The 23,130-nt window shown below is 46.6% G+C and carries 18 protein-coding genes and 1 pseudogene; 11 read left to right on the forward strand and 8 right to left on the reverse strand.

The window, feature by feature from the left end:
- Positions 1-17 precede the first annotated feature (17 nt).
- The 5 genes from AC2215_RS26310 to AC2215_RS26330 all read left to right on the forward strand — a co-directional run bounded on the left by AC2215_RS26310 (position 18) and on the right by AC2215_RS26330 (position 5,203).
- Positions 18-722 carry a hypothetical protein gene (locus AC2215_RS26310; RefSeq protein WP_486813001.1) on the forward strand — a complete coding sequence of 235 codons (705 nt, stop codon included), beginning with the start codon at positions 18-20 and terminating at the stop codon, positions 720-722.
- Positions 722-2,164 (forward strand): 7-cyano-7-deazaguanine synthase, encoded by a 1,443-nt coding sequence (locus AC2215_RS26315; RefSeq protein ID WP_486813002.1) that lies wholly within the window; start codon positions 722-724, stop codon positions 2,162-2,164. The genes AC2215_RS26310 and AC2215_RS26315 overlap by 1 nt, the downstream gene beginning before the upstream one ends.
- A 22-nt stretch (positions 2,165-2,186) precedes the next feature.
- On the forward strand, positions 2,187-3,386 hold the full coding sequence (locus AC2215_RS26320) for an ImmA/IrrE family metallo-endopeptidase (RefSeq protein WP_486813003.1): 1,200 nt from the start codon (positions 2,187-2,189) through the stop codon (positions 3,384-3,386).
- A 19-nt stretch (positions 3,387-3,405) separates the two neighbouring features.
- Entirely contained in the window at positions 3,406-3,954 is a 549-nt protein-coding gene (locus AC2215_RS26325; protein ID WP_486813004.1) for a hypothetical protein, read from the forward strand.
- A gap of 148 nt (positions 3,955-4,102) precedes the next feature.
- Entirely contained in the window at positions 4,103-5,203 is a 1,101-nt protein-coding gene (locus AC2215_RS26330; RefSeq protein WP_486813005.1) for a DJ-1/PfpI family protein, read from the forward strand.
- A gap of 3 nt (positions 5,204-5,206) precedes the next feature.
- On the opposite strand, the gene AC2215_RS26335 is transcribed toward AC2215_RS26330, so the two are convergent.
- From AC2215_RS26335 to AC2215_RS26350, 4 genes are all read right to left on the reverse strand, one after another.
- Positions 5,207-5,584, reverse strand: coding sequence for a hypothetical protein (locus tag AC2215_RS26335; RefSeq protein WP_486813006.1), 378 nt, complete (start codon positions 5,582-5,584; stop codon positions 5,207-5,209).
- 48 nt (positions 5,585-5,632) lie between these two features.
- Entirely contained in the window at positions 5,633-6,514 is an 882-nt protein-coding gene (locus tag AC2215_RS26340; RefSeq protein ID WP_486813007.1) for a carbohydrate ABC transporter permease, read from the reverse strand.
- 10 nt (positions 6,515-6,524) lie between these two features.
- Positions 6,525-7,319, reverse strand: coding sequence for a DUF1361 domain-containing protein (locus AC2215_RS26345; RefSeq protein ID WP_486813008.1), 795 nt, complete (start codon positions 7,317-7,319; stop codon positions 6,525-6,527).
- A gap of 118 nt (positions 7,320-7,437) precedes the next feature.
- A complete protein-coding gene (locus AC2215_RS26350) occupies positions 7,438-10,116 on the reverse strand; it encodes a PAS domain S-box protein (protein ID WP_486813009.1) in 2,679 nt (892 codons plus the stop codon).
- A 442-nt stretch (positions 10,117-10,558) separates the two neighbouring features.
- Between AC2215_RS26350 and AC2215_RS26355 the strand changes: the two genes are divergently transcribed.
- The 3 genes and pseudogenes from AC2215_RS26355 to AC2215_RS26365 form a co-directional block, all read left to right on the forward strand.
- The gene (locus AC2215_RS26355; RefSeq protein ID WP_486813010.1) at positions 10,559-13,627 is read left to right on the forward strand and encodes a reverse transcriptase domain-containing protein; all 3,069 of its coding nucleotides are present in this window, start codon (positions 10,559-10,561) and stop codon (positions 13,625-13,627) included.
- Positions 13,628-13,840: 213 nt separating this feature from the next.
- On the forward strand, positions 13,841-14,794 hold the full coding sequence (locus tag AC2215_RS26360; RefSeq protein ID WP_486813011.1) for an alpha/beta fold hydrolase: 954 nt from the start codon (positions 13,841-13,843) through the stop codon (positions 14,792-14,794).
- A pseudogene (locus tag AC2215_RS26365) lies at positions 14,694-15,701 on the forward strand (RNA-guided endonuclease TnpB family protein); the annotation flags it as partial. The gene AC2215_RS26360 and the pseudogene AC2215_RS26365, both read left to right, overlap by 101 nt.
- On the opposite strand, the gene AC2215_RS26370 reads toward AC2215_RS26365, so the two are convergent.
- The 3 genes from AC2215_RS26370 to AC2215_RS26380 form a co-directional block, all read right to left on the reverse strand.
- The gene (locus tag AC2215_RS26370) at positions 15,630-16,874 is read right to left on the reverse strand and encodes a CobW family GTP-binding protein (RefSeq protein ID WP_486813012.1); all 1,245 of its coding nucleotides are present in this window, start codon (positions 16,872-16,874) and stop codon (positions 15,630-15,632) included. The pseudogene AC2215_RS26365 and the gene AC2215_RS26370 sit on opposite strands and share 72 nt — an antisense overlap.
- 456 nt (positions 16,875-17,330) lie before the next feature.
- Entirely contained in the window at positions 17,331-17,609 is a 279-nt protein-coding gene (locus tag AC2215_RS26375) for a hypothetical protein (protein ID WP_486813013.1), read from the reverse strand.
- A gap of 78 nt (positions 17,610-17,687) precedes the next feature.
- Entirely contained in the window at positions 17,688-18,263 is a 576-nt protein-coding gene (locus AC2215_RS26380) for a hypothetical protein (RefSeq protein WP_486813014.1), read from the reverse strand.
- A gap of 177 nt (positions 18,264-18,440) precedes the next feature.
- On the opposite strand from AC2215_RS26380, the gene AC2215_RS26385 reads away from it, so the two are divergent.
- The 3 genes from AC2215_RS26385 (at position 18,441) to AC2215_RS26395 (ending at position 21,638) form a co-directional block, all read left to right on the forward strand.
- A complete protein-coding gene (locus AC2215_RS26385) occupies positions 18,441-20,081 on the forward strand; it encodes a YcjF family protein (protein ID WP_486813015.1) in 1,641 nt (546 codons plus the stop codon).
- Positions 20,082-20,408: 327 nt separating this feature from the next.
- Positions 20,409-20,720, forward strand: a complete 312-nt coding sequence (locus AC2215_RS26390) for a hypothetical protein (RefSeq protein WP_486813016.1) — start codon at positions 20,409-20,411, stop codon at positions 20,718-20,720.
- 282 nt (positions 20,721-21,002) lie between these two features.
- Positions 21,003-21,638 (forward strand): ThiF family adenylyltransferase, encoded by a 636-nt coding sequence (locus AC2215_RS26395; protein ID WP_486813017.1) that lies wholly within the window; start codon positions 21,003-21,005, stop codon positions 21,636-21,638.
- Between the two features lie 25 nt (positions 21,639-21,663).
- Here the strand turns inward: AC2215_RS26395 and AC2215_RS26400 are convergent, their stop codons facing one another.
- The gene (locus AC2215_RS26400) at positions 21,664-23,007 is read right to left on the reverse strand and encodes a serpin family protein (RefSeq protein ID WP_486813018.1); all 1,344 of its coding nucleotides are present in this window, start codon (positions 23,005-23,007) and stop codon (positions 21,664-21,666) included.
- Between the last annotated feature and the right edge of the window lie 123 nt (positions 23,008-23,130).

Here is a 23,130-nt window from a genome sequence, read left to right on the forward strand (position 1 = left end):
CATACTTCAATTAAAAGTTGACATTGTCAGATTATTTGACTAAATTGAATAATGAAAGCAAACTCCATGCTTTGGAGGTTATGAGCATGGCTGACGGAGATATAATTCACAATAAACTTTCATGGCGCTATCAGAGAGCATACAAAGAACTCTGTGAATGGGATCTAGATCGTAATGAGTGCGCCTGGGTGGTTATGGGTGCCGTGATGCGAGATCTCAAGAAAAAAGGTAATGCTCCGGTTCGACTTGCTAAGCGTATGGGAGAGAGGTTAGAACAAGTTCTTGGTGATGGTAGTGAGAATAGCTCTAGAAACTGGGGTGCTTTGAATGTAGAGTTACATCGGCTTGCTAGACAAGTCCAATGTTCGCATTATGACAAAGAGATTGTTCTTCGTGCTGGTAAAGGTATTCTTCACGATCTACGTTATGACCGCAGAGTAAATGCGAGCAATCTTTCAGAAATTTGTGTAAAACGATACATGCAGGAAGTTTACAAATCAAACTTTGAAGACAGAATTCCCCTAACCCCAAATCATTATGCAGACGTTGACCATGTAACGCTTACAAAGCGAGTTGAGATAATTCATCCAGATCTTGTCGTGGCAATCGGCAAATGGGCACAAAAGGCAAATGCAAATGAAGATGTAACGAATCTACGACGACCTAAACGCCAAATAGTCAAAGAGATAGATGCTGCCTTTATGGGTGAGGATCTACGGTGATGAACGACAAACCTTCGATTTCACAGGAACCCTATGAAAGTGATTATATTCTGTATTTTGACTCTGTACTCAATCGTCATGGGTCAGTCAACTTTATCGATCGGATTCAGGGAACAGAGCAAACAATTGGTATTAATATCGATGACCAGGTATTTGAATATCGAGTTCAAGCGGAGTTTCCACCAATCATTGCCGATCTGATCGACCTCGCCGTTGCGATCTATGCTTCCGATCGCCTTTCACCTCACAATCTCAGACAACAGCAGCGTCGCCTTCATGTAGTACTTCCAGTACGCAATCCAGAATTAATGAGTGCTGAACCGTTTCAGGCAAAGCTGGAAGATCTGCTGGAATGGACAACTGGCAGTCAATGGATTTTCGATTTTCAAAGAAGGAGCGCACCAGAACGCCTTGTCGAACATCCATCTCTTCCAATCGCACCTCAAGGATGTGAAGTGGCTCTATGGAGTGGTGGTCTTGATGCTCTTGCGGGTCTGTACACTCGTCTTCGGATGTATTCAGACACTTCGTTCGTGCTGTTCGGAACTGGTAGCAACAACGTTGTTTATGCCGACCAAAGACGAGTTGCAAACAAAGTTCAATCTATTTTTCCTAATCGTTGCCATCTTTTCCGCGTTCCCATCCGCTTTCAAAATAGCAGTATGCAACGTAAAAATAAGCTTTGCCGTTCCCGAGGTGTTGTATTTACACTCCTGGGTGTTGCTTGTACCCACCTCATGGGTCAGCAAATTCTTAATGTATATGAGAACGGCATTGGGGCAATCAATCTTCCATACCGCGCATCTGCTGTGGGCTTAGACCACTCTCGTTCTGCTCATCCGTTGACTTTACTGATGGTTAGCGATGTTGTCTCAGAGCTTTTAGGGAAAAAATTCCGAGTGCAAAACCCTTTCCTTTTCTGGACTAAAGCCAAAATGTGTAGGGCGATCGCTGAGGATGGAAGAAGCGACCTACCACAATGCTCTAAATCGTGTGATAGTCCACATCGTCAGTCCGAGCAGCCAATTCAATGCGGATACTGTTCTTCTTGTCTTTTGAGAAAACAGGCACTCATTGCTTCCAAGGTAGAAGATAGAACTCGCTATGTCGTACCTCATGGGAGAAAATCAGCGACTGATAGAAGTTTGCATCTACGGCATATGCTCGCACAGGTTGATACCTTACGTAATCTGCTCGGTGTCTCAAACTCACCCAACATTCAATGGGAAGCTTTAACACGAACATTTCCGGAGCTAGACGACATCGTGGATCGAAGTGCAGAAGCGGATAATGTCGTGCCTGTTGATATGCAGCATCATCTGATTGAACTCTATCAGACTTACGTTACCGAATGGGATACTGTCAAAGCTAGGATTAGTGCTGAGTTTTGGAGTGAGGATAGCAAACAACAGATAGAGGCAAGACTTTCAGGCTGTTGGTGAGCAAAAGTTGGGGGACAATGCTATGACAAATAACGTCCTTGACACTATTGATATGCGGAGATTGGGGGAACTCCTTCAACAAGCGCGTAGTAAATGTGGCATGACTCAGGCAGATGCTGCGAAAGTGATTGATGCAGCACGAACCACTATGGTGGCGATCGAGAAAGGAGAACGTCGTCTGAAGGCCGCTGAACTCATCAAACTTGCTCGTGCTTACGGACGAGCTGTTAGCGACTTCGTTCATCCCCGTCCTGTTGTTCAACCTTTTGAAGTTCAGTTTCGAGCTGCCTATCGACGAAATTCATCAGACGAGTTGCAGATCGAACCAGTGATTGTCTGCTTAGAGGAATTGTGCCGAAACTATCTGGAACTTGAGGAAATCATGGATGCGCCGCTCCCACAAAACTATCCTCGCGAGTACGAAGTCAGTGGAATGCCCATCGATCGAGCAGCAGAAAGTATTGCTGTTGAAGAACGCCAACGACTGGGGCTTGGAGACAGTCCCATTCCGCTTCTTCGGGATATTTTAGAGCAGAGTGTCGGACTGCGTATCTTCTACTTAAAAATGCCTTCCAAATATTCTGAAATCTACAGTTATAACGAAGAAATTGGTGGGTGTATGGCAATTAATGCGAACCATCCTGAAGAGCGACGTCGTTGGTCACTCGCACACGGATATCTTCATTTTCTTGCTCACCGACGAAAGCCTGTCATTGATTTCGATGGGCAGTATAAAAGAATGCCAGAAAGCGAACGACTTGCGGAAGCTTTTCCCAAATACTTTCTGATGCCAACAAGTAGCTTATTAAAGCGGTTCAACGATATGTGCCGTGCAAATGGGAAATTTACGCCCACAAATCTATTTACTCTAGCTCATTACTACAGCGTATCCGTACAAGCACTAGTGTATCGGTTAGAAGAAATGGAGCTTCTACCATCTCGAACCTGGGAGCGGTTAAAAGATCGGGGTCTAAAAGTGAGAAAAGTACAACAGGAAATGGGTTTAGAAGAAATACCAAAACGAGTCGATCTCGCTCCAATTCACTATCAACACCTTGCCATTGAAGCCTTAGATCGGGGACTAATTACGGAGGGTCGCTTTGCTGATTTTCTCAAGGTCGAGCGTCTAGAAGCTCGTCGTATCGCTCAAAACTTACGAGAGTATTCAAGTGGAACGATAGAGGAAACTGCAAATTTCGATCTGCGACAAGTGCAGGCATAACAAGAGGCTAGATCGAGTTATGCAAATTTCTCACTCTCACCTTATCTTGGATGCTTGCTGCATATTCAACTTTTGTGCTTCTGGTCATTTTTTAGATATTTTGAAAACGATTTCGGCTCAGGTGGCAGTTAGCAAAGTTGTGCTGGAGCGCGAGTTGAAAACGCTTCCAAGTATCGAGGATGAAGAGAGTGGATATGTCCAGTTTGATTCGGCTATAGCAGGAAAATCACTCATAATCGTGGATTTTGACTCTGAAGAAGAAGAAATATCATTTGTGAACTATGTTTTTGAACTAGGGGATGATGGAGAGTCGGCAACTTGTGCAATTGCGATGAATCGCGGATGGGCGATCGCTACCGACGATAAAAAGGCAATCTCATGTTTTCAAGAGCAAGCACCACACCTCCAAATTTTATCGACTCCAGAGATCATTAGGTCTTGGTCAGAGGAAACAGGTCTGGATTCGTCAACCCTACGTGATGTACTTCATGCTATTCGAGTAAAAGGACATTACGTGCCACCAAAACACCATCCTTTGCAAAGTTGGTGGGAAACTGCGATGAAATGAGCAATTCGATTGTTGTGTTTAAATGTTTGCGACTACCCTTTTTGAGGGATTTCCTCCAATTCGCACAAGAATATCGAAATGCAGCAAAATTTACAATGAGTAAAGCTATCGTTGGATAATTCGGAGTAAGTTTACACGAGTGGGTGTCATGACACAGAACGTTCCATCCGGTGCAAAATCGACTTCGACGACTCCAATTCCATCCCAAGATCTGAGTATTCGAGCCTACCAACCCCGCTTCGATCGCCAACAGCCAATTATCGCAGTGGTTGCGGAAAATTCCTTCACCGAACTGACGGATTACGTCGTGCCCTACGGGGTACTTGCCGAGTCGGGAGTGGCGCGAGTTTTGGCGATCGCCACCGAACCCGAACCCATCCGGATGTTTCCCACCCTGCGCGTCGAACCCCAAGCCACAATTTCACAATTCGACGATCGGTTTCCTGAGGGGGCAGACTACGTTATCGTTCCAGCGGTTTTGCGGCAAAAAGACCCGGTGTTACTGGGGTGGCTAGAGGAACAGGCGGGCAAAGGTGCGATCGTTGCCGGAATTTGCGATGGCGTTTGGGTCCTGGCAAATGCCGGATTGCTCGACGGACGTAAAGGGGTGGGACATTGGTTTTCTCTGAGCAACTTAGCCCGGAAGTTTCCCAAAACCGAATGGCTGCGAAATACTCGCTACGTCGCTGATGGGAATGTCATCACCACCACCGGAGTCAGTGCCTCGGTTCCCGTGTCTATTGCTTTGGTAGAGGCGATCGCCGGTCGAGACCGGGCGGCTTCCCCGGCGCGGCGTTTGGGAGTAGAGAATTGGGGGGCGCAACACGACAGCAAACCCTTCAAGCTGGGGATCGAACAGGTCTTGACTGCGATCGGGAACTGGTTATCGTTTTGGTCTTCTGAAGAAATCGGACTTCCCATTCACCCGGGAACCGATGAGGTGGCGCTGTCGTTGATGGCCGATTCTTACTCGCGGACGTGGCGTTCCAAAGCGTTTGCCCTCTCGGATTCGGCGGAGGGGGTGACGAGCAAGCGCGGTTTAAGGATTTTACCCGATCGCATTTCCGATGAAGACAAAAAGGTCGATCGTACTATCGAACTTGACGATCGAATTTTGCCTGTTGCGTGGCTGGATACGACCTTACAGGATATCGAGGGGTGTTACGGTTCTCGGACTGCGGCATTTGTGGCACTGCAACTGGAGTATCCCCGAGATCGGTCTGAAACTCGAGATCGATTTTCAAGTTGAGACTTATTTGGACGCTAACTTTTTAATCAAACCCATTGTTGCAGCTACACTAGCTAAGCAATACCCCACCACTTGAGTAAAAGTATCCCCTTGCGTTGAGGTCACGGTTTCGACGGGCTGACCCAATTCTAAATTGATGGTTCGTTCGATACTGGTTTTGGGAATAATCGTGCCCAAAAAGCCTAAAGCCACGCTAACGGAGAAAATATAGAGAAAGAAGCGATCTGCGATGTTCTTAGATTCGTTGAGTCTAGTTTTAGACTTCGGTTCTGTTTTTTTGGAGTGTTTGGGTAAGTTCGAGTTTAGGCGAGCGTCTTCAACATCCTGAAAGTCTGGAAAATAGCGATCGACCTCTTCGGGGGGTGCGTTATTTTTATCCATGTTTTATTTTTTTAAATAAATTTTCCGACTGAAACAAACGACTTTGATTTATCCATCGGAACTCGAAAGTTTTAAATTTAAAATAGATAATCCTAAAATTAGTAAAAATAAAACCAAGCCGATGGCACAAGCATAGCTCATTTCCAAATAACTAAACGCCTGTTCGTAAAGATAGTAAACAATGGTTTGAGAACTATCGCGCGGTCCCCCTTGAGTCATCACGAAAACCTCTTCAAACACTTTCGTTGCCGAGAGGGATGAAATCACAGCAACGAGCAAGATATAAGGTTTCATCAAGGGGACGGTAATATCCAAATGCCGCCGCCAGCCATCGGAACCATCCAAGGCTGCCGCTTCGTATAACTGCCCTGGAATGCCTTGCAACCCGGCTAAATAAATCACCATATAGTATCCCAACCCCTTCCAAATGGTGACCGCCATGACGCTAAAAATGGCTAATCTGGGACTAGTTAACCAGGGGATGCCATTTTCAAATCCAAAAACTCCCACAATTCGATCGAGCAATCCATTTTCCGAGAACAACCATTTCCAAGCAATTCCCGCCACAACCATCGAAATCACAACGGGGGTGTAATAAGCCGTTCTAAACCAAATAATTCCCCTCAGTTTGCGATCGACTAAAATCGCTAACCCCAACGGCAGAACCACTAAAATGGGGACGACGCCGACTAAATACAATAGAGTTTGCCGTAAGGTTTGCCAAAAGAGCGGATCGACCCACAATCGCTGAAAATTAGCAAACCCCACCCAAGTTGGTGCTTGAGTGAGGTCGTATTCGTAGCGAGTGAAGCTGAGATAAAATCCCCGCAACGCCGGATAAATGACGGTGAGAACTAAGAAAAATAATGCTGGAAATAGAAATAAATAAGGAGTCAGTTTTCGTCGTAAAATATCGCGATTTTCCAGCATTAGATTTGACTTATTCTTGTAGGGATGGCAAAGATAGATCGAAAGCCGCCGTTTTCTTGACTTGTCGGGCAATGATAATCGATTCGGTCACCCATTTCAAGATATAGTACAGTCCCACGATAACGGCAAAAGTAATAGAGAGTATCATCAGCGGACGTTTATCCAGGAGTTCGTTCGCCATTCTTTGCAAAACTGTATCTAATTTTGTGATTAAATCCCAGCTATTAAACCGCCAAAATCGACCTAAATAAATCCCGATCGCGCACAAAGCGTGAATCGTTAACTCCGTTGCCAAAACAAACCGTCCCCAACCCTGGCGCGTCATGTATTGTCCTAAATTCATCAACGACAAAACATAGGCTTGAAACCCAATCCCGACAAAGAGTAGATATTGAGGAATGAGTACCAACGAAATCAGCCAAACTGAGTAACCGCGACGAATATCTTCAATCAAATGAATCACATCAGTCAAGACGTAAGGCGCGTTGGGTAAGAAGGCAATAAACACGATAACGCCCAGCCACCAAAATATGGAACGAGATTTATTTTTACCGAGTATCCACATCTCAATTCCCATCAGCCCGAGGGTCAAAATCACAGCGATCGCTAAATATATCGGGCGAATATTTTGGAAGAATTGAAAAATTTCTTCCACCAGATAAGACGGGTATTTTAAATACGTCCCGACAAACATCGCTGCGGTGAAACCGACGATTCCCCAGCGAATGGCGCGCGATCGAGGTCGACCGAACAACCACAGACTTATCGCCAGGGGAAGTAAGGCGAGAAATAGGTTCCAAGTCATCCAAACTCGGTTAGTAAGCAGGGTATTCCAAATGACCGTCATTGAGTGCATGAGTCTAGGGATAGAGAAGGTAGGCAAGTAATAGATTTGGTAAGAGAAAACTACACGATCGCCCCCACTAATTCCGGATGGGAATTTCTATTGTAAAGCAGGTTCCCAGACTCGGTTCGGAAACACAAGTTAACGCACCTTGGTGAAGATCTGTAATAATTTGGTAGCTAATGGATAAGCCCAGTCCCGTGCCTTGACCGACGGGTTTGGTGGTAAAAAACGGATTGAAAATTTTGGCCTCGATCTCCGGTGAAATTCCCGATCCGTTGTCGGCAATAGAAATCGCAATTCGATCGCCCTCTAGAACCTGCGTGCGGATGCAGATCGCCGGGTTGGGGCCGCAGGGAAATCGCTCGTCATCGTTGGGTTTGTCAGTCCAATCCGGGCGCTGTTCGTCTAAGGCTTCGATGGCGTTCGAAATCAGGTGGGCAAACACTTGATTGAGTTGGCTGGGATAACATTCGACTTTGGGTAATTCCCCCCACTCCCGGACGATCTCAATTTCGGGCAAACTCGAATGACGGTTCAGGCGGTGTTGCAACATCAGGAGAGTACTTTCGAGTCCTTCACTAATCTTGGCTGGTTTTGAGTCCGATTCATCCAAGCGAGAGAAATTGCGCACAGAAAGAATAATGTTGCGAATGCGATCGGTTCCGTTTTCCATAGAAGCAAGCATACTGTCGATATCCCCTCGAAGAAATTCGAGATCGATCTCCTCAATCCAATCCTCAATGCGATCGTTTGTCTGGGGATACTCTTCTTGATAGAGATCGACTAAATCGAGCAAATCTTGGGTATAGTTTCGAACGTGGGAAAGATTGCCGTGAATGAAGCCGACGGGATTGTTAATTTCATGGGCCATGCCCGCTGCAAGTTCGCCTAAACCGGACATTTTTTCCGTATGCACCAGTTGGGCTTGGGTGAGTTTGAGTTTTTCGAGGGTTTGTTCGAGTTCCTGGGCTTTTTCCCGTTCTCGGGCTTCGCTTTGGCGCAGGGCTTCGTCGATTTGCATCCGTTCGACGATTTCGACTTGCAGTTTCTTGTTCGCCTGTTGAATTTCGCCAGCTCGTTCTTGAACGCGCTGTTCCAACTCCGATGCCACCGATCGCAATTCGGCTTCCACGCGCACCCGATCGCTAATATCCCGGGCCACCCAGATAACCGTATCTGCCGACATCGGTGAAAGACTCGCCCCAAACCACACCTCTTTGTCTTCGATCGTGAGGCTGTATTCAAAGGACTGAGGCATTTGAGTGGCAATCGCCTTTTGAACGGCCCCCAGAAATACCTCGGCTCGATCGGGTTCAAATACTTCCCCGAGAGTGCGCCCCGTGGGGTCCCAACGATAGACGGAATCGGGACTGATGGGAGCAGTTTTGAGGAAGCGTCCCCCATCGTCGAGGACGAAAATCGGATCGGTCATTGCCGCGAGTAACGATCGCAGTTCCGATTCCGATGCCCGCAGTTCCACTTCCGCCCCGGCGCGATCGCTAATATCTCGCCCCACGCACACGATACCGTTCACTTGTCCCAGAAGGTCGACAAGGGCTTTACCGCGCCATGCCACGGAGAGGGTTTGACCGCCACTGCCCAGAATTTGCGCCTCGCAATCGATCTCGGGGTGGGGGTAAAAGAGACTGCTTTCGATCGCGCAGAGGAAAGGATTGGCAGTTTCTTGCGCTGGTGGGCGTAGGAAATTGCCTATCGGTTTCCCCACCAGTTCTGCCTCGGAATATCCCAGCAGGCGTTGGGTAAAGGGGTTGACGTAGGTAATCTGGTTTTGGGCATCCAAGCGGACGATCGCGCAGTGGGCACTCTCGACTAACTCGCGGTAGAGTGCTTCTTTTTCCCGCAACCCCTGCGTTTCTCGCTCTAGAACTTGGTGCTGCCGTCGGGGATCGTCGAGTCTTTTAAAAAGCGAGAGACCCGCGAGTACTGCCAGCAGACTGCCGCCACCGCGCAGCCACCATAACATCGGCGACTCCGGTTTCCAACCGGTTTGGGGAACGGCCGCTAACTGCCAATAACCTTGGGGTAAGTCTACATTGACAATGCTCGGCTGTTGTTGAAAAATCGCCCCGTCGCCGACATACACCTCGTCATCGGGGGAAGCATCACTACCGCGCAAGCTGTATTTTAGGGATGACAGGGGATTGAGCGCGCCGACTTCTTGCAATACCGAGGTTAAATTCAGGGCGAGGCTAACACTGCCCCAATAAATCCCGCTTTCGGGAGGCGCACCGGGAGGGGTGATGAAGATCGGTGCCCGTTCGATGGCGATCGCGCGATCGTCTGCTAGGGTAATGGGAGGTTCGACGACCGAATTTCGAGACTCGACGATTTGTTCGATGGAAGTACGGCGATTGCGATCGAAGGTTTGCCAATCGAAGGGGCGATCGCCTGTCGAATAGGTATAGCCTTCCCCTGGTTTCGCTCCCGCGCGGGTCAAACTCACGCTTTCAATATCCGGTTGCTGCGCCACGAGCACCCGCACCAAACCTTCGAATTCGGCTGCGTCGATTTCCGGGTGGGTGGAGACGTAAGACACCAAACCGCGCGAAAGGGCTAAGTTGCGATCGAGCTTCGCTTCTAGAGCCGCTTCGACAACATAGAGTTTATTAACAACGCTCACCCGGTGAGCCGTTTGGAATCGGATCCGTTCCTGTCGTTCTAATATCCACACGGCACCCAGAACCAGGAGGGCGGCGACAGAGGCTGTCATGTGGGGGAAAAATCGCAACTTCATCGACATGAGAAAAAAATCGAAACTCGATGGCGAAATTCAAGCCAAGTAGGGAACTGATGAGAAGTTCGTGAATTTCTTTATATTTCTACTGTAAGAGGGCGATCGCTCAAATGCCCAGTTCTTGGAGGGGGTTTGAGTTATCTTCCGCAATTGCCGTTCGTACCGGTTGAGTTACAGATCGGGAAAATATACTGAATAAACGGTCGAGCCAGCAGATGTAGCGTAGAATACATAGCTAGCCCTTTAGGTTATCCGCTAAAACTGTTAGGCTTCACTAAACGAATCGAGTTTTTAATTAAGATCGGCTCGAGCAAATAAAAAATAGGCTTAGGACATTACCCAATTTCAATAGTTAAGACCCGCTATCCCACTATTTTTCAGCTCGATTACATCTGCACTCAAAATATTTAATTTCTAAAAACAAGGCAAAAGGAGTTCTTTTGTGAGTCTTTTAAAAACGATTTATCGCCGCTTTCATCCGCTTGTTCAACAGGCTTATTCCACGACTCATAAATGGATTGAGGAAAATATACAAGAGTCAAAAGGATATAAATCTGTATCTTACAAGAACTTAAGAAACAAACTTCAGCAAACTGACTGGAAACATATTGCCTTTCAATATTATTCTCTTTTTCCCGCACATTACTTTAAGGCGATACATGTTTTAGATACTATTGTAGGTGAAAAAAAAATTTTATCTTGGCTGAGACATCAACAAAAGATTTGTGTGCTAGATATTGGTTGTGGTGGAGGTGCAGCTTCTGCTGCCTTCTTAGATGTTGTGATCAAACTCAAAGAAGATGGCAAACTGATGAACGATCTAAAGATTCTTATTATCGGTGTCGATCCAGTTTGTAATGCTATTGCTCTATACAGCAAAACCATGGAGAATCTGAAATTATTGACCAATGATTTATTCGAGCTAGAATTCCAAGCTATATTACAAGGATTTCCCGATGCTGTTTTAAATATTGAAAAATATCTTAAAGATGAAATCATAAAACTACAATCACCTTGTTTAAATCAGATTTTTGTAATGCAATTAAATGTTATTTCTCCATTTAGCCAATCGTATAAAAATCGTCAATCAGATCTTAATCATTTAAGAGCATTAGGTATTAAAGTCGAGCTTTCCTCAGTAGAGGATAATGAAGGTTTTGGGACGGCAGAAGCTCAAGCTTATAAACACCTAATAGACAGTGTACCAATTGACATCATGCATATTTTGACAATTGGCACAAAAAATATGGAAAATCAAGTACAAGTAGGCACAAATAGTAATATTACTTTAAGGGAAAGAATTGAAGAAATGTTATTGACTTTCGAAAAAATAATTGGCAATAGACATTTAATTGAGCGAATAAACTCAGATAACCACTCTGTAAATGTCGAAAATCCTATTAGTAGTTACTGGAGAGACAAGGGAAAAGAGAGAACAAAGGAAAATCAGCCTATCAAATTTTATGCTGATTTTTGCACGGTGTATAGTGGCGATCGAGAAGAAGATAAGGATTGGAATGAGATTATTAGCCTTGAAAATCTAAGATTAGCTTGGGCAAGAGCACGAAATCACTTATTTCATGAAGCATTATATGACGAAACTGAAATTCGTCTTCTGGAGAGTAATCTTGAAGTCCGTCTGGAGATATTGCGAGAACAATTATATGCATATGCTAATGATATAGCACTAAGTAATGAGCTGATTTCATATAAATTCCCAAAGAATTTAGTAACGACTCGTCCAAGAGGACTCACTCGCATTGAAGAAGAAATCTTATCAGTAGCAATTATTCAAAAGTTAGGGAATAAGGCTTCTCAGTTGAGAGGAAACAGTTATGCATATAGAATTTCTGGAGCTAGTCTAGATACGGAGTACCTATATCAATATTGGTTTTCTGCTTACTGTAATTACATGCGAACAGCACGAAATAGTGCCAAAAAATATCCTAATGGTGCAATTTTAAAGGTTGATATTCAATCATTTTATACAAAAATACTTCAAGAACAGCTTTGCAATGAGCTTTCCCGAGAATTAACTTTTAGTGAACGAGTGCGTTGGCTGATTCGCTTATTACTTTCTAAAGAAATTCCTGAACATGATGTAGGTCAAGGTCTGACTCAAGGAAGTATTGGTTCTGGTTTTTATGCCAATCTTTATTTAACTTCTATAGATACCAAGTTTGGTAGTGGAAATGAATGGGAAGTGGAACTTCATCGGTATGTTGATGACATGATTTTCGTCATTCCAAATTCCGAAGATTTAAACATAATTGAAGATGTATTGAGGGGTGAACTCAAGAGTCTAGGCTTAAATTTTAATGAGTCAAAGACAGAGAAAATTTATAATGTTGCTACTTTTCTAGAACAATCTGATGAGGATGAGTATTTAGAGGAGCTAAGTCAAAAGTTTGACAGTATTGTTAATCTGCTTTGGATATTGAATTCAGATCATAGAGCAATTTTTGAGGATTCTTATCATCAGGATAATCTATGGTGGCACAATATTGAATGCTATAAAAAGTGTTTAAAATCCATAAAAATTTATATTAATGAAACAGAGTTAAGTCGCAAAATATATAAATATCTGTTTAATGTTAATGCAAAAAAAAGAGAGCGAGAGATATCAAAACAAAAAGAAATTTTTGGGATAGAAGGAGAGTTAAAGTCAACAAAACCATTAAGAGAGGAGTCTTTGAGTTCACTTCATCAGTGGACCTCAACTTTCTCTACTGCTAATAAGACTTGGATAAACCATAAAAATGATTTACGTAGAGAACTAGCTGAATTGCTTCAAAGTAGCTGGCAAAAACTACGTAATTCAGAGACTATTAATCATCATGATATTCGCAAATTGCAAAGATATATTCGTTTTTCACTTTATAGACTATCAGTTTTAGGATTTGAAGATATCGTGGGTTCGCTGATGGATATTTTACGCGAATCCTTTTGGATTATTCGCGATCCCATTAATATTATAGAAAGTCTAGCTCGGCATGGCTATCTTACTGAAGTAAGGAGTTTACTGACACACTACCAAAATTTAGAAGAGCCTGTTGAGTACATGAAGGCGATTTCGATTAGAGCAATGCGTTTTCTACCTAGTCTGAATGCTCAAGAATGGGAAATCATTGTCGAGTTGGCTACAGTTGTAAATGGGTCTGTCAGTCTAGTCGAAAGATTGATGGCAACTGAGACGTGGCTATATCTTGGACATAAGTATAACGATTTTAAGCAAAGTCATCATCTTGAAGCTGTCAAAGCCGCTCTTCGGTTTGAACAACCTCAAACAAGTCGATTACAGAAAAATTATCTACTTATTTTAGGACAGTTTGAACCTCATGCAGTACAAGAGTTTTCAGTCAATCCCAACGATCCCATGCTGGTTACAGCTAAGGAGGTTGCACTGCAAGGTAATTCATCTGAAATTTTCGATGTCCCCGAGCTGAAAATTCTTCGAGAAAATTACTATACCGGTCAAGGTCCTAGGGATAGCGAAGAGGGCTCACCTTAATAAAGATGCAAAAAATGTGAAGATATCTGGGATTCGATCGTTATCTTTTAAACTGAAATTTTAATCGCTCTCAATTCATGTATATCTATCAGTTTTAAAAGCTGTATCGTAGCAAACTACGAGAAAAGAAAAGTGCGATCGATTGGTTTTTGATTTTCAAAATTAACTGTCAAATATTGAGGTTAAAACTCACTCATCGGAGGAAAATAAATTGTGCCATATCTTCGAGTTCGGAATGTCGAACATTACTATCAGTGGCTGCCGTCGTCAGAAGCATCTGCCCATCGACCCGTTATGGTCTTTCTTCACGGTTGGGGCGGTTCCGATCGCTACTGGCACAGTACGGCCGAGTCCCTTTCAAATCAGTTTGCCTGCTTGCTTTACGACCTGCGAGGATTCGGGCGATCGCGCCTTCCCCAGGAGGCAGAATGCGAGGCTAAATTCGATTCCCCATGCAGCTACGAACTCGAAACCTACGCTGACGATTTAGCCGCTCTTTTAGATAATTTGGGAATTGAAAAAGTATATCTCAACGCCCATTCTATGGGGGCATCGATCGCTACCTTATTTCTCAATCGCTATCCCCAACGTGTCGAACGTGCCATCCTCACCTGTAGCGGTATTTTTGAATACGACGAACGCGCTTTCAAAGCCTTTCACAAATTTGGCGGTCAGGTGGTCAAATTTCGCCCTCGATGGCTGTCGTGGATTCCGGGTATCGATCGAATGTTTATGGCTCGGTTTCTCCATCGTCCCCTCCCGCATCAGCTGAGGCGAGAGTTTTTGGAAGACTTCATCATGGCCGACTACGAAGCTGCTCTGGGAACGATTTACAGCTCTGTCAGTCAGAAAATGGCATTGGGGATGCCCGAGGAATTCGCCCGCATTCAAGTTCCGACGCTATTGGTATCCGGGGAGTTCGATCGCATCATTCCCGCTCAAATGGGTCGTAAAGCTGCGAGTTTGAGCCAAAACGTTAAATATGCCCTAATTCGCAATACCGGTCATTTTCCTATGCTAGAGGATGCCTCGGGCTATCTGGAAGTGGTGCGATCGTTTTTAGATGTTGAAATTCCCCGGAAAACTGGGATTGATTACGACCAAGCTCCATCGACCAATCGAGGGAAAAATCAAGACGGTGACACTCAGCATAACCCCATCGGGTAAGTTCTTCGCCTCGGTGCTCACTGAGATCGAAGAGGAGTCGCCGACTCCTAACACTGATGGTAAAGTGGCCGGAATCGACTTGGGGTTGAAAGAGTTTGCCATTGTCAATGATGGTCTCAAAACCTCTAGGTTTGCCAACCCTAAGCATTTCAAGAAGCACGAGCGGAACCTTGCTCGCAAGCAAGCAAAACTGGCTCGTAAACAAAAAGGGAGTAATTCGCGCGCCCGAGCACGTAAACTCGTAGCACGAGTACACGAGCGTTTGTCTAATGCTCGCCAAGACTTTTTACACAAGCTTTCTCGAAAGCTCGTTGACGACAACCAAGTCATCGTGGTGGAAAACCTGAACGTAAAAGGTATGGTCTCCAACCATAAACTAGCGTCTGCTATTTCCGATGTTGGTTGGGGAACCTTCGTGAATTTCCTCGCGTACAAACTCGAACGCGAAGGGAAAGTATTGGTCGAAATAGACCGATGGTTCCCCAGTTCAAAAACCTGCTCGAACTGTCATTATCAGATCGGCGAACTGCCCTTAGATGTTCGCTATTGGGATTGTCCGAGTTGCGGTACCCATCACGACCGCGACGAAAACGCGGCAATCAATATCAGAGCAGAAGGAATTAGACAGCTAAGGGTCTTGGGAACCAGGACTTCTGCTGATGGAGGAGGCAGCGCGGTCTTGGGGGTTTCCCCCATGAGCGACTGCCGTAGGGGTGTAAGACCACTTCGCGGACGCAAGTCCGTGTTGGGGCGGAACGTAGTGGAGGGAACCCCCCGTGAAATCAGAAGCCAGCGTTCTATCGCCGGGAGTGGCGATGAACGTCTGGTAGTTCACTTAACCACGTCCTTTCGGCTTGCCGGATTCGACGCAGGCTTGCAGCTGCGATCGCAACTTGTCGTGCTCTAAATCCTGACCGATCAGCACCAATTGGGTTTTGGGTTCCCCTTTCCACTCTTCATCATCGATAGAGAATCGCTTGCCACTCAGGTGGAAGATGTGACGCTGAGGACTTTCCGAAAACCAGAGAATACCTTTAGCCCGGAAAATATTCTCGGGAAGCTGGTTATCGAGGAAATCCTGAAATCGACGAATATTGAAGGGTGTGTCGCTCTCGAAGGAAACCGAGGTAAACCCGTCCTGTTCTAAGTGGTCGGAGTGGTGGTGGTGATGGTGGTCGTGGTCGTGGTCGTGGTGGCTATGGCCGTGGTCATGGCCGTGGTCGTGGTCGTGGTGGCTATGGCCGTGGTCATGGCCGTGGTCGTGGTCGTGGTCATGGTGGCTATGGTCATGACTATGGCCGTGGTCATGGTCGTGGTCATGGTGGCTATGGTCATGGTGGCTATGGTCATGACTATGGTCGTGGTCATGGTCGTGGCCGTGGTGGTGATGGTCGTGACCGCCTTCGGACTCTTTCTCCTCAAAATAGCGATCGGACTCGAACAACCCCACACTGAGAACCAACGGCAGGGAAACTTGAGAGCGAGTCGTCCGCAGAATCCGCGCGCCTTCCTTAATCTCGCGAATCCTCCCCTCCAAAACATCTACATCTGCTTCATTCACCAAATCCACCTTATTGAGCAGAATGATATCGCCGTAGGCAATTTGGCTGTAGGCTGCTTGGGAATTGAACAAATCGAGGCTGAAGTTCTCGCAATCGACCGTCGTCACGATCGAATCGAGGCGGGTCATATCCCGCAGTTCCGTCCCCAAAAACGTCAGTGCCACTGGTAGCGGATCGGCCAGACCCGTGGTCTCTACCACCAAATAGTCGACTTTCTCCGGGTGCTCCAACACGTTATAAACGGCATTGAGCAAATCATCGTTGATGGTACAGCAAATACAACCGTTGCTCAACTCCACCATGTTGTCTTCACTCGCGATGATTAGCTCGTTATCGATGCCAATTTCGCCGAACTCGTTGACCAAAACGGCTGTTTTTACCCCTTCCTGATTCGAGAGAATGTGGTTGAGGAGCGTGGTTTTTCCACTGCCGAGAAAACCGGTAATGATAGTGACGGGAAGACCGTGCTTCGGCACGTCCATTGTCGAGGGAACTGTTTTAGAATCTACGGTTTGCATAGCGTCTTGATTAAACTCGATCGATGGCAGATTTTTATGATATCCCGTTCGATAGGGGGATGGGGAGCTGGGGGAGCTGAGGGAGCAGGGGGAGTAGAGGGAGCAGGGGAAGCGGGGGAGCCAAACCCTTGAAATTTCGTTCACCCTCAACGAACGATTCTCCTGCATGAGACGCGCGCGCGAACGCATCCATTGTGAAAAGCATTCTTTTGTTAGATGGGAGGATTGGTGGAAAATAAGATGCTTCAGATGCGGTGAGGGGGAAGGCATGGGAGAGAAGGAATATCACATTGATGACTTTCTCAACACCCAACATCTCACACCCCATTCTGAATTCAAAATTGGGGGTGACGTTCTACAGGGTTGATGTTCTCAAATGTGTTTATGATTAGATAGCCAAATTGCTAAAACCCACTCTTAAAGCGAACTGCCATCGAATAAAAGAGCATGTGGGAGTCAAGCGACTGGGTTGAGCTTCCCACTCAACCCCTCCGTGAGGGTGACGCAAGTCGCCGAACCGGAAAAAAAAATCCCCAACGACCCAAAACGGGCGGGGGAATTCGTGTTGAGCTTAGTGGTTATTAAGAATACTACGACGATCGCACCAACGCTCGCCTCACCAGAATGGATGAGCTGATTCTCCTCTGGTTGGAGGAGTGGCTGGCGATTCTGTCGTAGGAAGCAAAAAAAGGGCGTTCGTGCGGCGATCGAAATTTGAGTCCATAGAGGGGACACTCAGCACAGATGCGGAGCTATGGGAGCAAGATGCTCCCACTGTAGGATTCGTTCGTTCGCGGGATTTAGACCCGGCGACTACTTCAAAAACCGCCCAGCTAACTTCATCACATCGCCCATATCAACATCGCCATCCCCATCGGAATCGAGGAAGCTGTTGAGGATGGGATTGGCTCCGGCGGCGGCATTTTGCCCCTCACCGGTTTTCAAGAAATTCAGCACCAGGGGCACCAAAGACGGCAGCATGGCTTGAATCGTCGCCGCGTTGACTCCCGTGCTTTGGGATGCGGCTTGCACGACTTGTTCTTCCTGCTGGGAAGAAAACAGCGCCGATACCGCTTGCGGGTTGAATCCCGTACCAGCAAACTGATTCACCAGAGCTTGAACGCCATCCATACCGCTAGCCGACTTTTTCTCTTGCAGCGCCCCTCTAACTTGGGAACCCACCACCGACATCAGCGCTTGAGTGGTGGAGTTGTCGAGGTTTTGCGAGCTGCCGGTTTGTTGGAGGCTGCCGAGGAGGCTGCCAATCTGACCGGCACTTGCTTGCAGGTTGGGGTCGCCGATTGCGCCAGCAATTTTATCGAAAAGTCCCATAATGTATTTTGCGTATATTTTGTTATTGACGATCGCGATCGATTGTACTCTCTCCATTTTCAATTTGGCGATCGATAATAAATTAATAATCTTTCGTACCTGACGTTAAATATGGAGGAAACGGGGGAAACGGGAGCAAGATGCTCCCACTTTCGATTCTTCCCCTGCCCCCTTCGCCCCCTCTGCCTCCCAAAGCCCCCAAAGCCTCCCAAAGCCCCCAAAGCCCAAATAACCATGCCTCTCCCCCGCCTGCTCGCTCTCATTCTCGGTATCGGCATCATCCTCGGCTTAACCATTTGGCTGGTGAGTTCCCTGGGAGGACTCTACTCCCAAATTGCCTGGTCTACATCGCCGCTACTGGCGAATCTCTTATTAGTCCTAGTTCTAGGGGTTTTGGCGGCGCTGTTGGGGACGTATTTGTACTATCTGAAGCTCTACTGGACGCCGAAATCCACCGCCGGCAGCCGCAAGCGTCCGATGCCGAAAGTGCCCGAAGCCAAAGCTGATGCAGCGACAGAAAATTTGCGGGCCGTGCGCAAACAGGTGGCGCAAATTCAAGATGATGTGGCGCGGCAATCATTGCTCGATCGATCGCGCGAAATCGAATCGACCCTCTCTCGGGGGGATTTGCAAGTCGTCGTGTTCGGCACCGGTTCGGCGGGGAAAACCTCGCTAATTCGAGCCTTAATCGGTCGGATGGTGGGGGAAATAGCCGCTCCCATGGGAACGACGACGACGGGAGAAACTTATCCCTTGGATTTGCCGGGACTCGATCGCAAAATTCTCGTCACCGATACGCCGGGAATCCTGGAAGCGGGGGAAGCGGGAGCCAGCCGGGGGGAAGTGGCGCGGCAGTTGGCGACGGAGGCGAATTTGTTGGTGTTCGTGGTGGATAACGATTTGCTCGCCTCGGAATACGCCCCCCTGACGGCGTTGGTGCAACTGGGGAAACGCTCGATCGTCGTATTGAATAAAACGGATTTGCTGCTCGATGCCGATCGAGATGCAATTTTAGCTCGGTTGCGATCGCGCTTGGGAGAAGTCGTGCCCCCCAGCGATATTGTTGCCATTGCCGCCAACCCCCCCAGCGTTCGTTTGGCAACCGGGGAACTCGTCACCCCCGATCCCGATATCATGCCCCTGATTCGCCGCCTGGTTGCGGTGTTGCGCGCTCAGGGAGAAGATTCGATCGCCGATAATATCCTATTGCAATCCCAACGGTTAGGCGATCGGGCGCGGGAGATTCTCGACGGACAGCGGCGGCGACAGGCGATGAAAATTGTCGATCGCTTTCAATGGATTGGCGCGGGGGCGATTGCCGTAACTCCCCTTCCCGGGGTGGATTTGCTGGCGACGGTGGCGGTGAACGCCCAGATGGTGGTAGAAATCGGCAATGTCTATGGCTGCGAACTCAATCTCGATCGAGGAAAGGAATTAGCCCTGTCTCTGGGGAAAACCCTGGCGAGTTTGGGAATCGTGAAAGGAGCGGTACAGTTGGTGGGAACGGCGCTGCAATTCCACGTCGGCACCCTGTTGGTGGGTAAAGTCATTCAGGGGGTGAGCGCCGCTTATCTGACGCGGATTGCCGGGAAGAGTTTCATCGAGTATTTCCGCCAAGAACAGGATTGGGGAGATGGGGGGATGACGGAGGTGGTACAGCGCCAATTTCAGCTCACGCGGCGGGATGAGTTTATGAAAGCGTTCGTCAAAGATGCGATCGCCCGCGTCGTGGAACCGTTGCAGCGCAATAGCGAACTCAACGCCGACGAGGAACTCGAATTAGAACTCGAACCCACCGAGTACGCCGAACCCGAACCCATCTCAGTAGAAGATGATTGGGAGAATCGGCGATCGAACAACGATTGGGAAGAGTAATGGGTAGGGTCGAGGAAGTCGATCTCCGCCAGGGGATACCACGTAAAGAATCACTGTCTAAGAACGATACTTTCAAAAGTAACTTAACATGGAATGAGTCATACAAAAATGTAACGTGTTTGGGTGTGCGATCTTTAAACTTCGGGGCGTTCCAAAACCAGTGCTATGGTGGTGGATGAAACCCCTCAAACGATCGGCAAATTTATCCCACGATCGATCCGGAATGCGATCTCCTGGAGCCGTTAATCTAAGAGGGATGCATAATGATTGATGTTTTCTCAAATGCAATTACAAACTCCTCACGAGTTAGACAACTTGAGCTCTTCTGTGAATTCTTCTCAAAGTCGCGATTGCGAGCCAAACCCTTGGCATCAATATAATGGTTGGAAAGTCTGGAACGTTCCGGACAGTCAATATTTTGTTTGCGTTCGCGAGGATGCGGGAAAGGTTTTAGAAGTGAATAAAACCCTCCCCATTTCTACGATCGTGCGTACCATCGAGCTGGCGTTAGACGATCGAGAAAAAACCCCGACGGAAACTTGGCATAAAATTCGCCAGATTCTAGCAGAAAGTAAAGCCGCATTTTGGGGGAATTTACTAGAAGTCGCCCGCCAACAAGAAGAACTACGGCATTGGTAATAGACCTTTCCCTACAAAGGTCAAGGGTAATGTTCAAAAAATTAATGATTTTGACATAGAAATTGATTTCATGTTTGGTGATTAGATATGTCGATCGTATATTTGGGTATCAAGAGATAAAGGTTCATTAAATAATTTATAATTTCTCAGTATAAATTATCTAAAATGTTAATTTATACCGGATTTATAATTAGCGAGGGTGGCGCAACTTTCTCTCAAAAGACCTAACCTCGTTATCTCTCAAAAATACGATCGAGTACAAACCAATACACCCTTGGTCTCATGTCGATTTTTTTACACGAGCAACTTTATCGAAGTCCCGCAGTCATGGCAAAATTGCGGCAGTTTCCCGTTACGATTTGTGGTGCGGGGGCACTGGGGGCAAACTTAACAGAGAATTTAGCTCGATCGGGTTTTGGTAATCTCAAGGTTATCGATCGCGATCGGATTGAAGAACGCAACCTCTCCACACAACCCTATTATCGTTCGGATATCGGTGCCTTTAAAGCGAAAATTTTGGCGAATAACTTGTATCGAGCGTTAGGGGTTAAAATTGCCATGGACGCGAAGGAATTAACCGCTGATAATGCCAAAAAACTACTTCCCAAGTCTGGCATCGTTATCGATACATTTGATAATAGTCTGTCACGTCAAGTGGTGACAGATTACTGCAAAAAAGAAACGCTATCTTGCCTGCACGTGGGTTTAGCCAGCGATTATGCCGAAATTATTTGGAACGATCGCTATCGCGTACCAACTCCCGCCCAGGATGATATTTGCGACTATCCCCTCGCCCGAAATCTAGCACTCATGGCAGTCTCAGTTGCCGCCGAAGTATTAATTAATTTTATTGCCACTCAAAACCAGCAAAGTTATACGGTCACCCTATCGGATTTTGCCGTGAAGGAATTCAATTAATTCCGTTTTGAAAGAAAGGAAACAATTAGGGGTCGACAATCGAACCCATAAACACGATCGTTTCAGTTTGATTCTCGCGAATGACACAGAAAAAAGGACGATCGACTTTCAGATTGAATGGTTCTTCTATCTCTCTGGCGGAAGTTGCCACGACTCCCACCGAAGTCGAAGCTGCTGCTTCAGTGCCTTCTTCATTGACTTCCACAAATGTTTTGTGTTTGACGCGATCGATGGCTAAATTCGGCGGCGGGACTTTCATCTGAGAAAATTCAGCGCGATCGCGATCGAAAGAGACTTCCATCCCCAACGCTTTTAAGGCATCATTTAAAGTGATTTCATACTCCAAATCGAATTTAGGGATTTGAATCGAACCTGGTTTTAACCTCAACTGGTTTATCCAATTGTTCCAGTTTTCTGAGTTGATGCTCTCAACTAACTGAGATAAACTCACATTTTCTTTTGGCAAGAAAATATAAAAACTAAACTGCCCGTTTCCGTAGGGCAAACTCACCGCTTGAAACGTTTCATTTTCTAAATACTGATACTCGCCGGTTTGCGACATCAAAGGATGAGGCGTTTGAGACCCATCGAGAGAGTTAAAGGGTTGTTCCGTTGTCGCCCCTGCGTCGAAAGGTTCGCTCCAATTCCCTTGAAAATAAATGGCATTAATCAGAAATAAAATTGTGTCGGGAGAAATGCGATCGACGATGCCATCAATTTTGCCATTCGTCTTTTGTTTCACCCAATTATTAATGGTGGCTGGCGCATTAGGTTGACTGAAATCGAGTTCGGTGACGTCTGCTTGGTAAAACTCTCGGGTCTGAGTTAAAAAATCAGGATTGAAATCTACCCCCAAATTCGACCACAGGGCATTAGCAATTGCAAGTTCTACATTCGGATCGATATTTTCTAATGTCGATTTGAGTAACTCGTAAGCATTATTCACGTCTTCAAGGCTCATATCCTGTAATTCCAGGGTTTGCGCCATCGCCGCTTGAGTTTCGCCGCTAGCACCGTTGTAAGTCATCGCGAGGGCAAAGGCAATACTAGCGGGAGAAATAAAAATATTCTCTTCCTCCTGTTCTCGATAAATTTGAGAAAATAGCTTAAAGGCAAACTCGGTATTTGCAGTCGTCAGTCTCGGATCGATCGAAGCATTGGTAATCGGTGAGGAGTTGAAAGAGGGAGTATCTTCAGAAATGTCATCGGTATTGTCAGTCCCAGAGACATCCGTCATCGCATTCTCCGAACACCCGATCGCCGTCAAACTCAAGATGGCAATTCCAGCAATCGAGAGCCGTTTTAAATACCTTTTCAGAGACGGGTAGAATTTCCCTGGAAGCCGATTCAACCCCACTCGATTCGTCACGATTCTTTTCTCCCCGATTACTCGATCCGTCCAACGGCGATCGAGTCGACAGTACCCAAAAGTCTTATCCAGATCGTCGTTGTTCTACACCCTACACCGGACACCTAGTCGAAACCGACAACC

The organism is Zarconia sp., assembly GCF_057467645.1.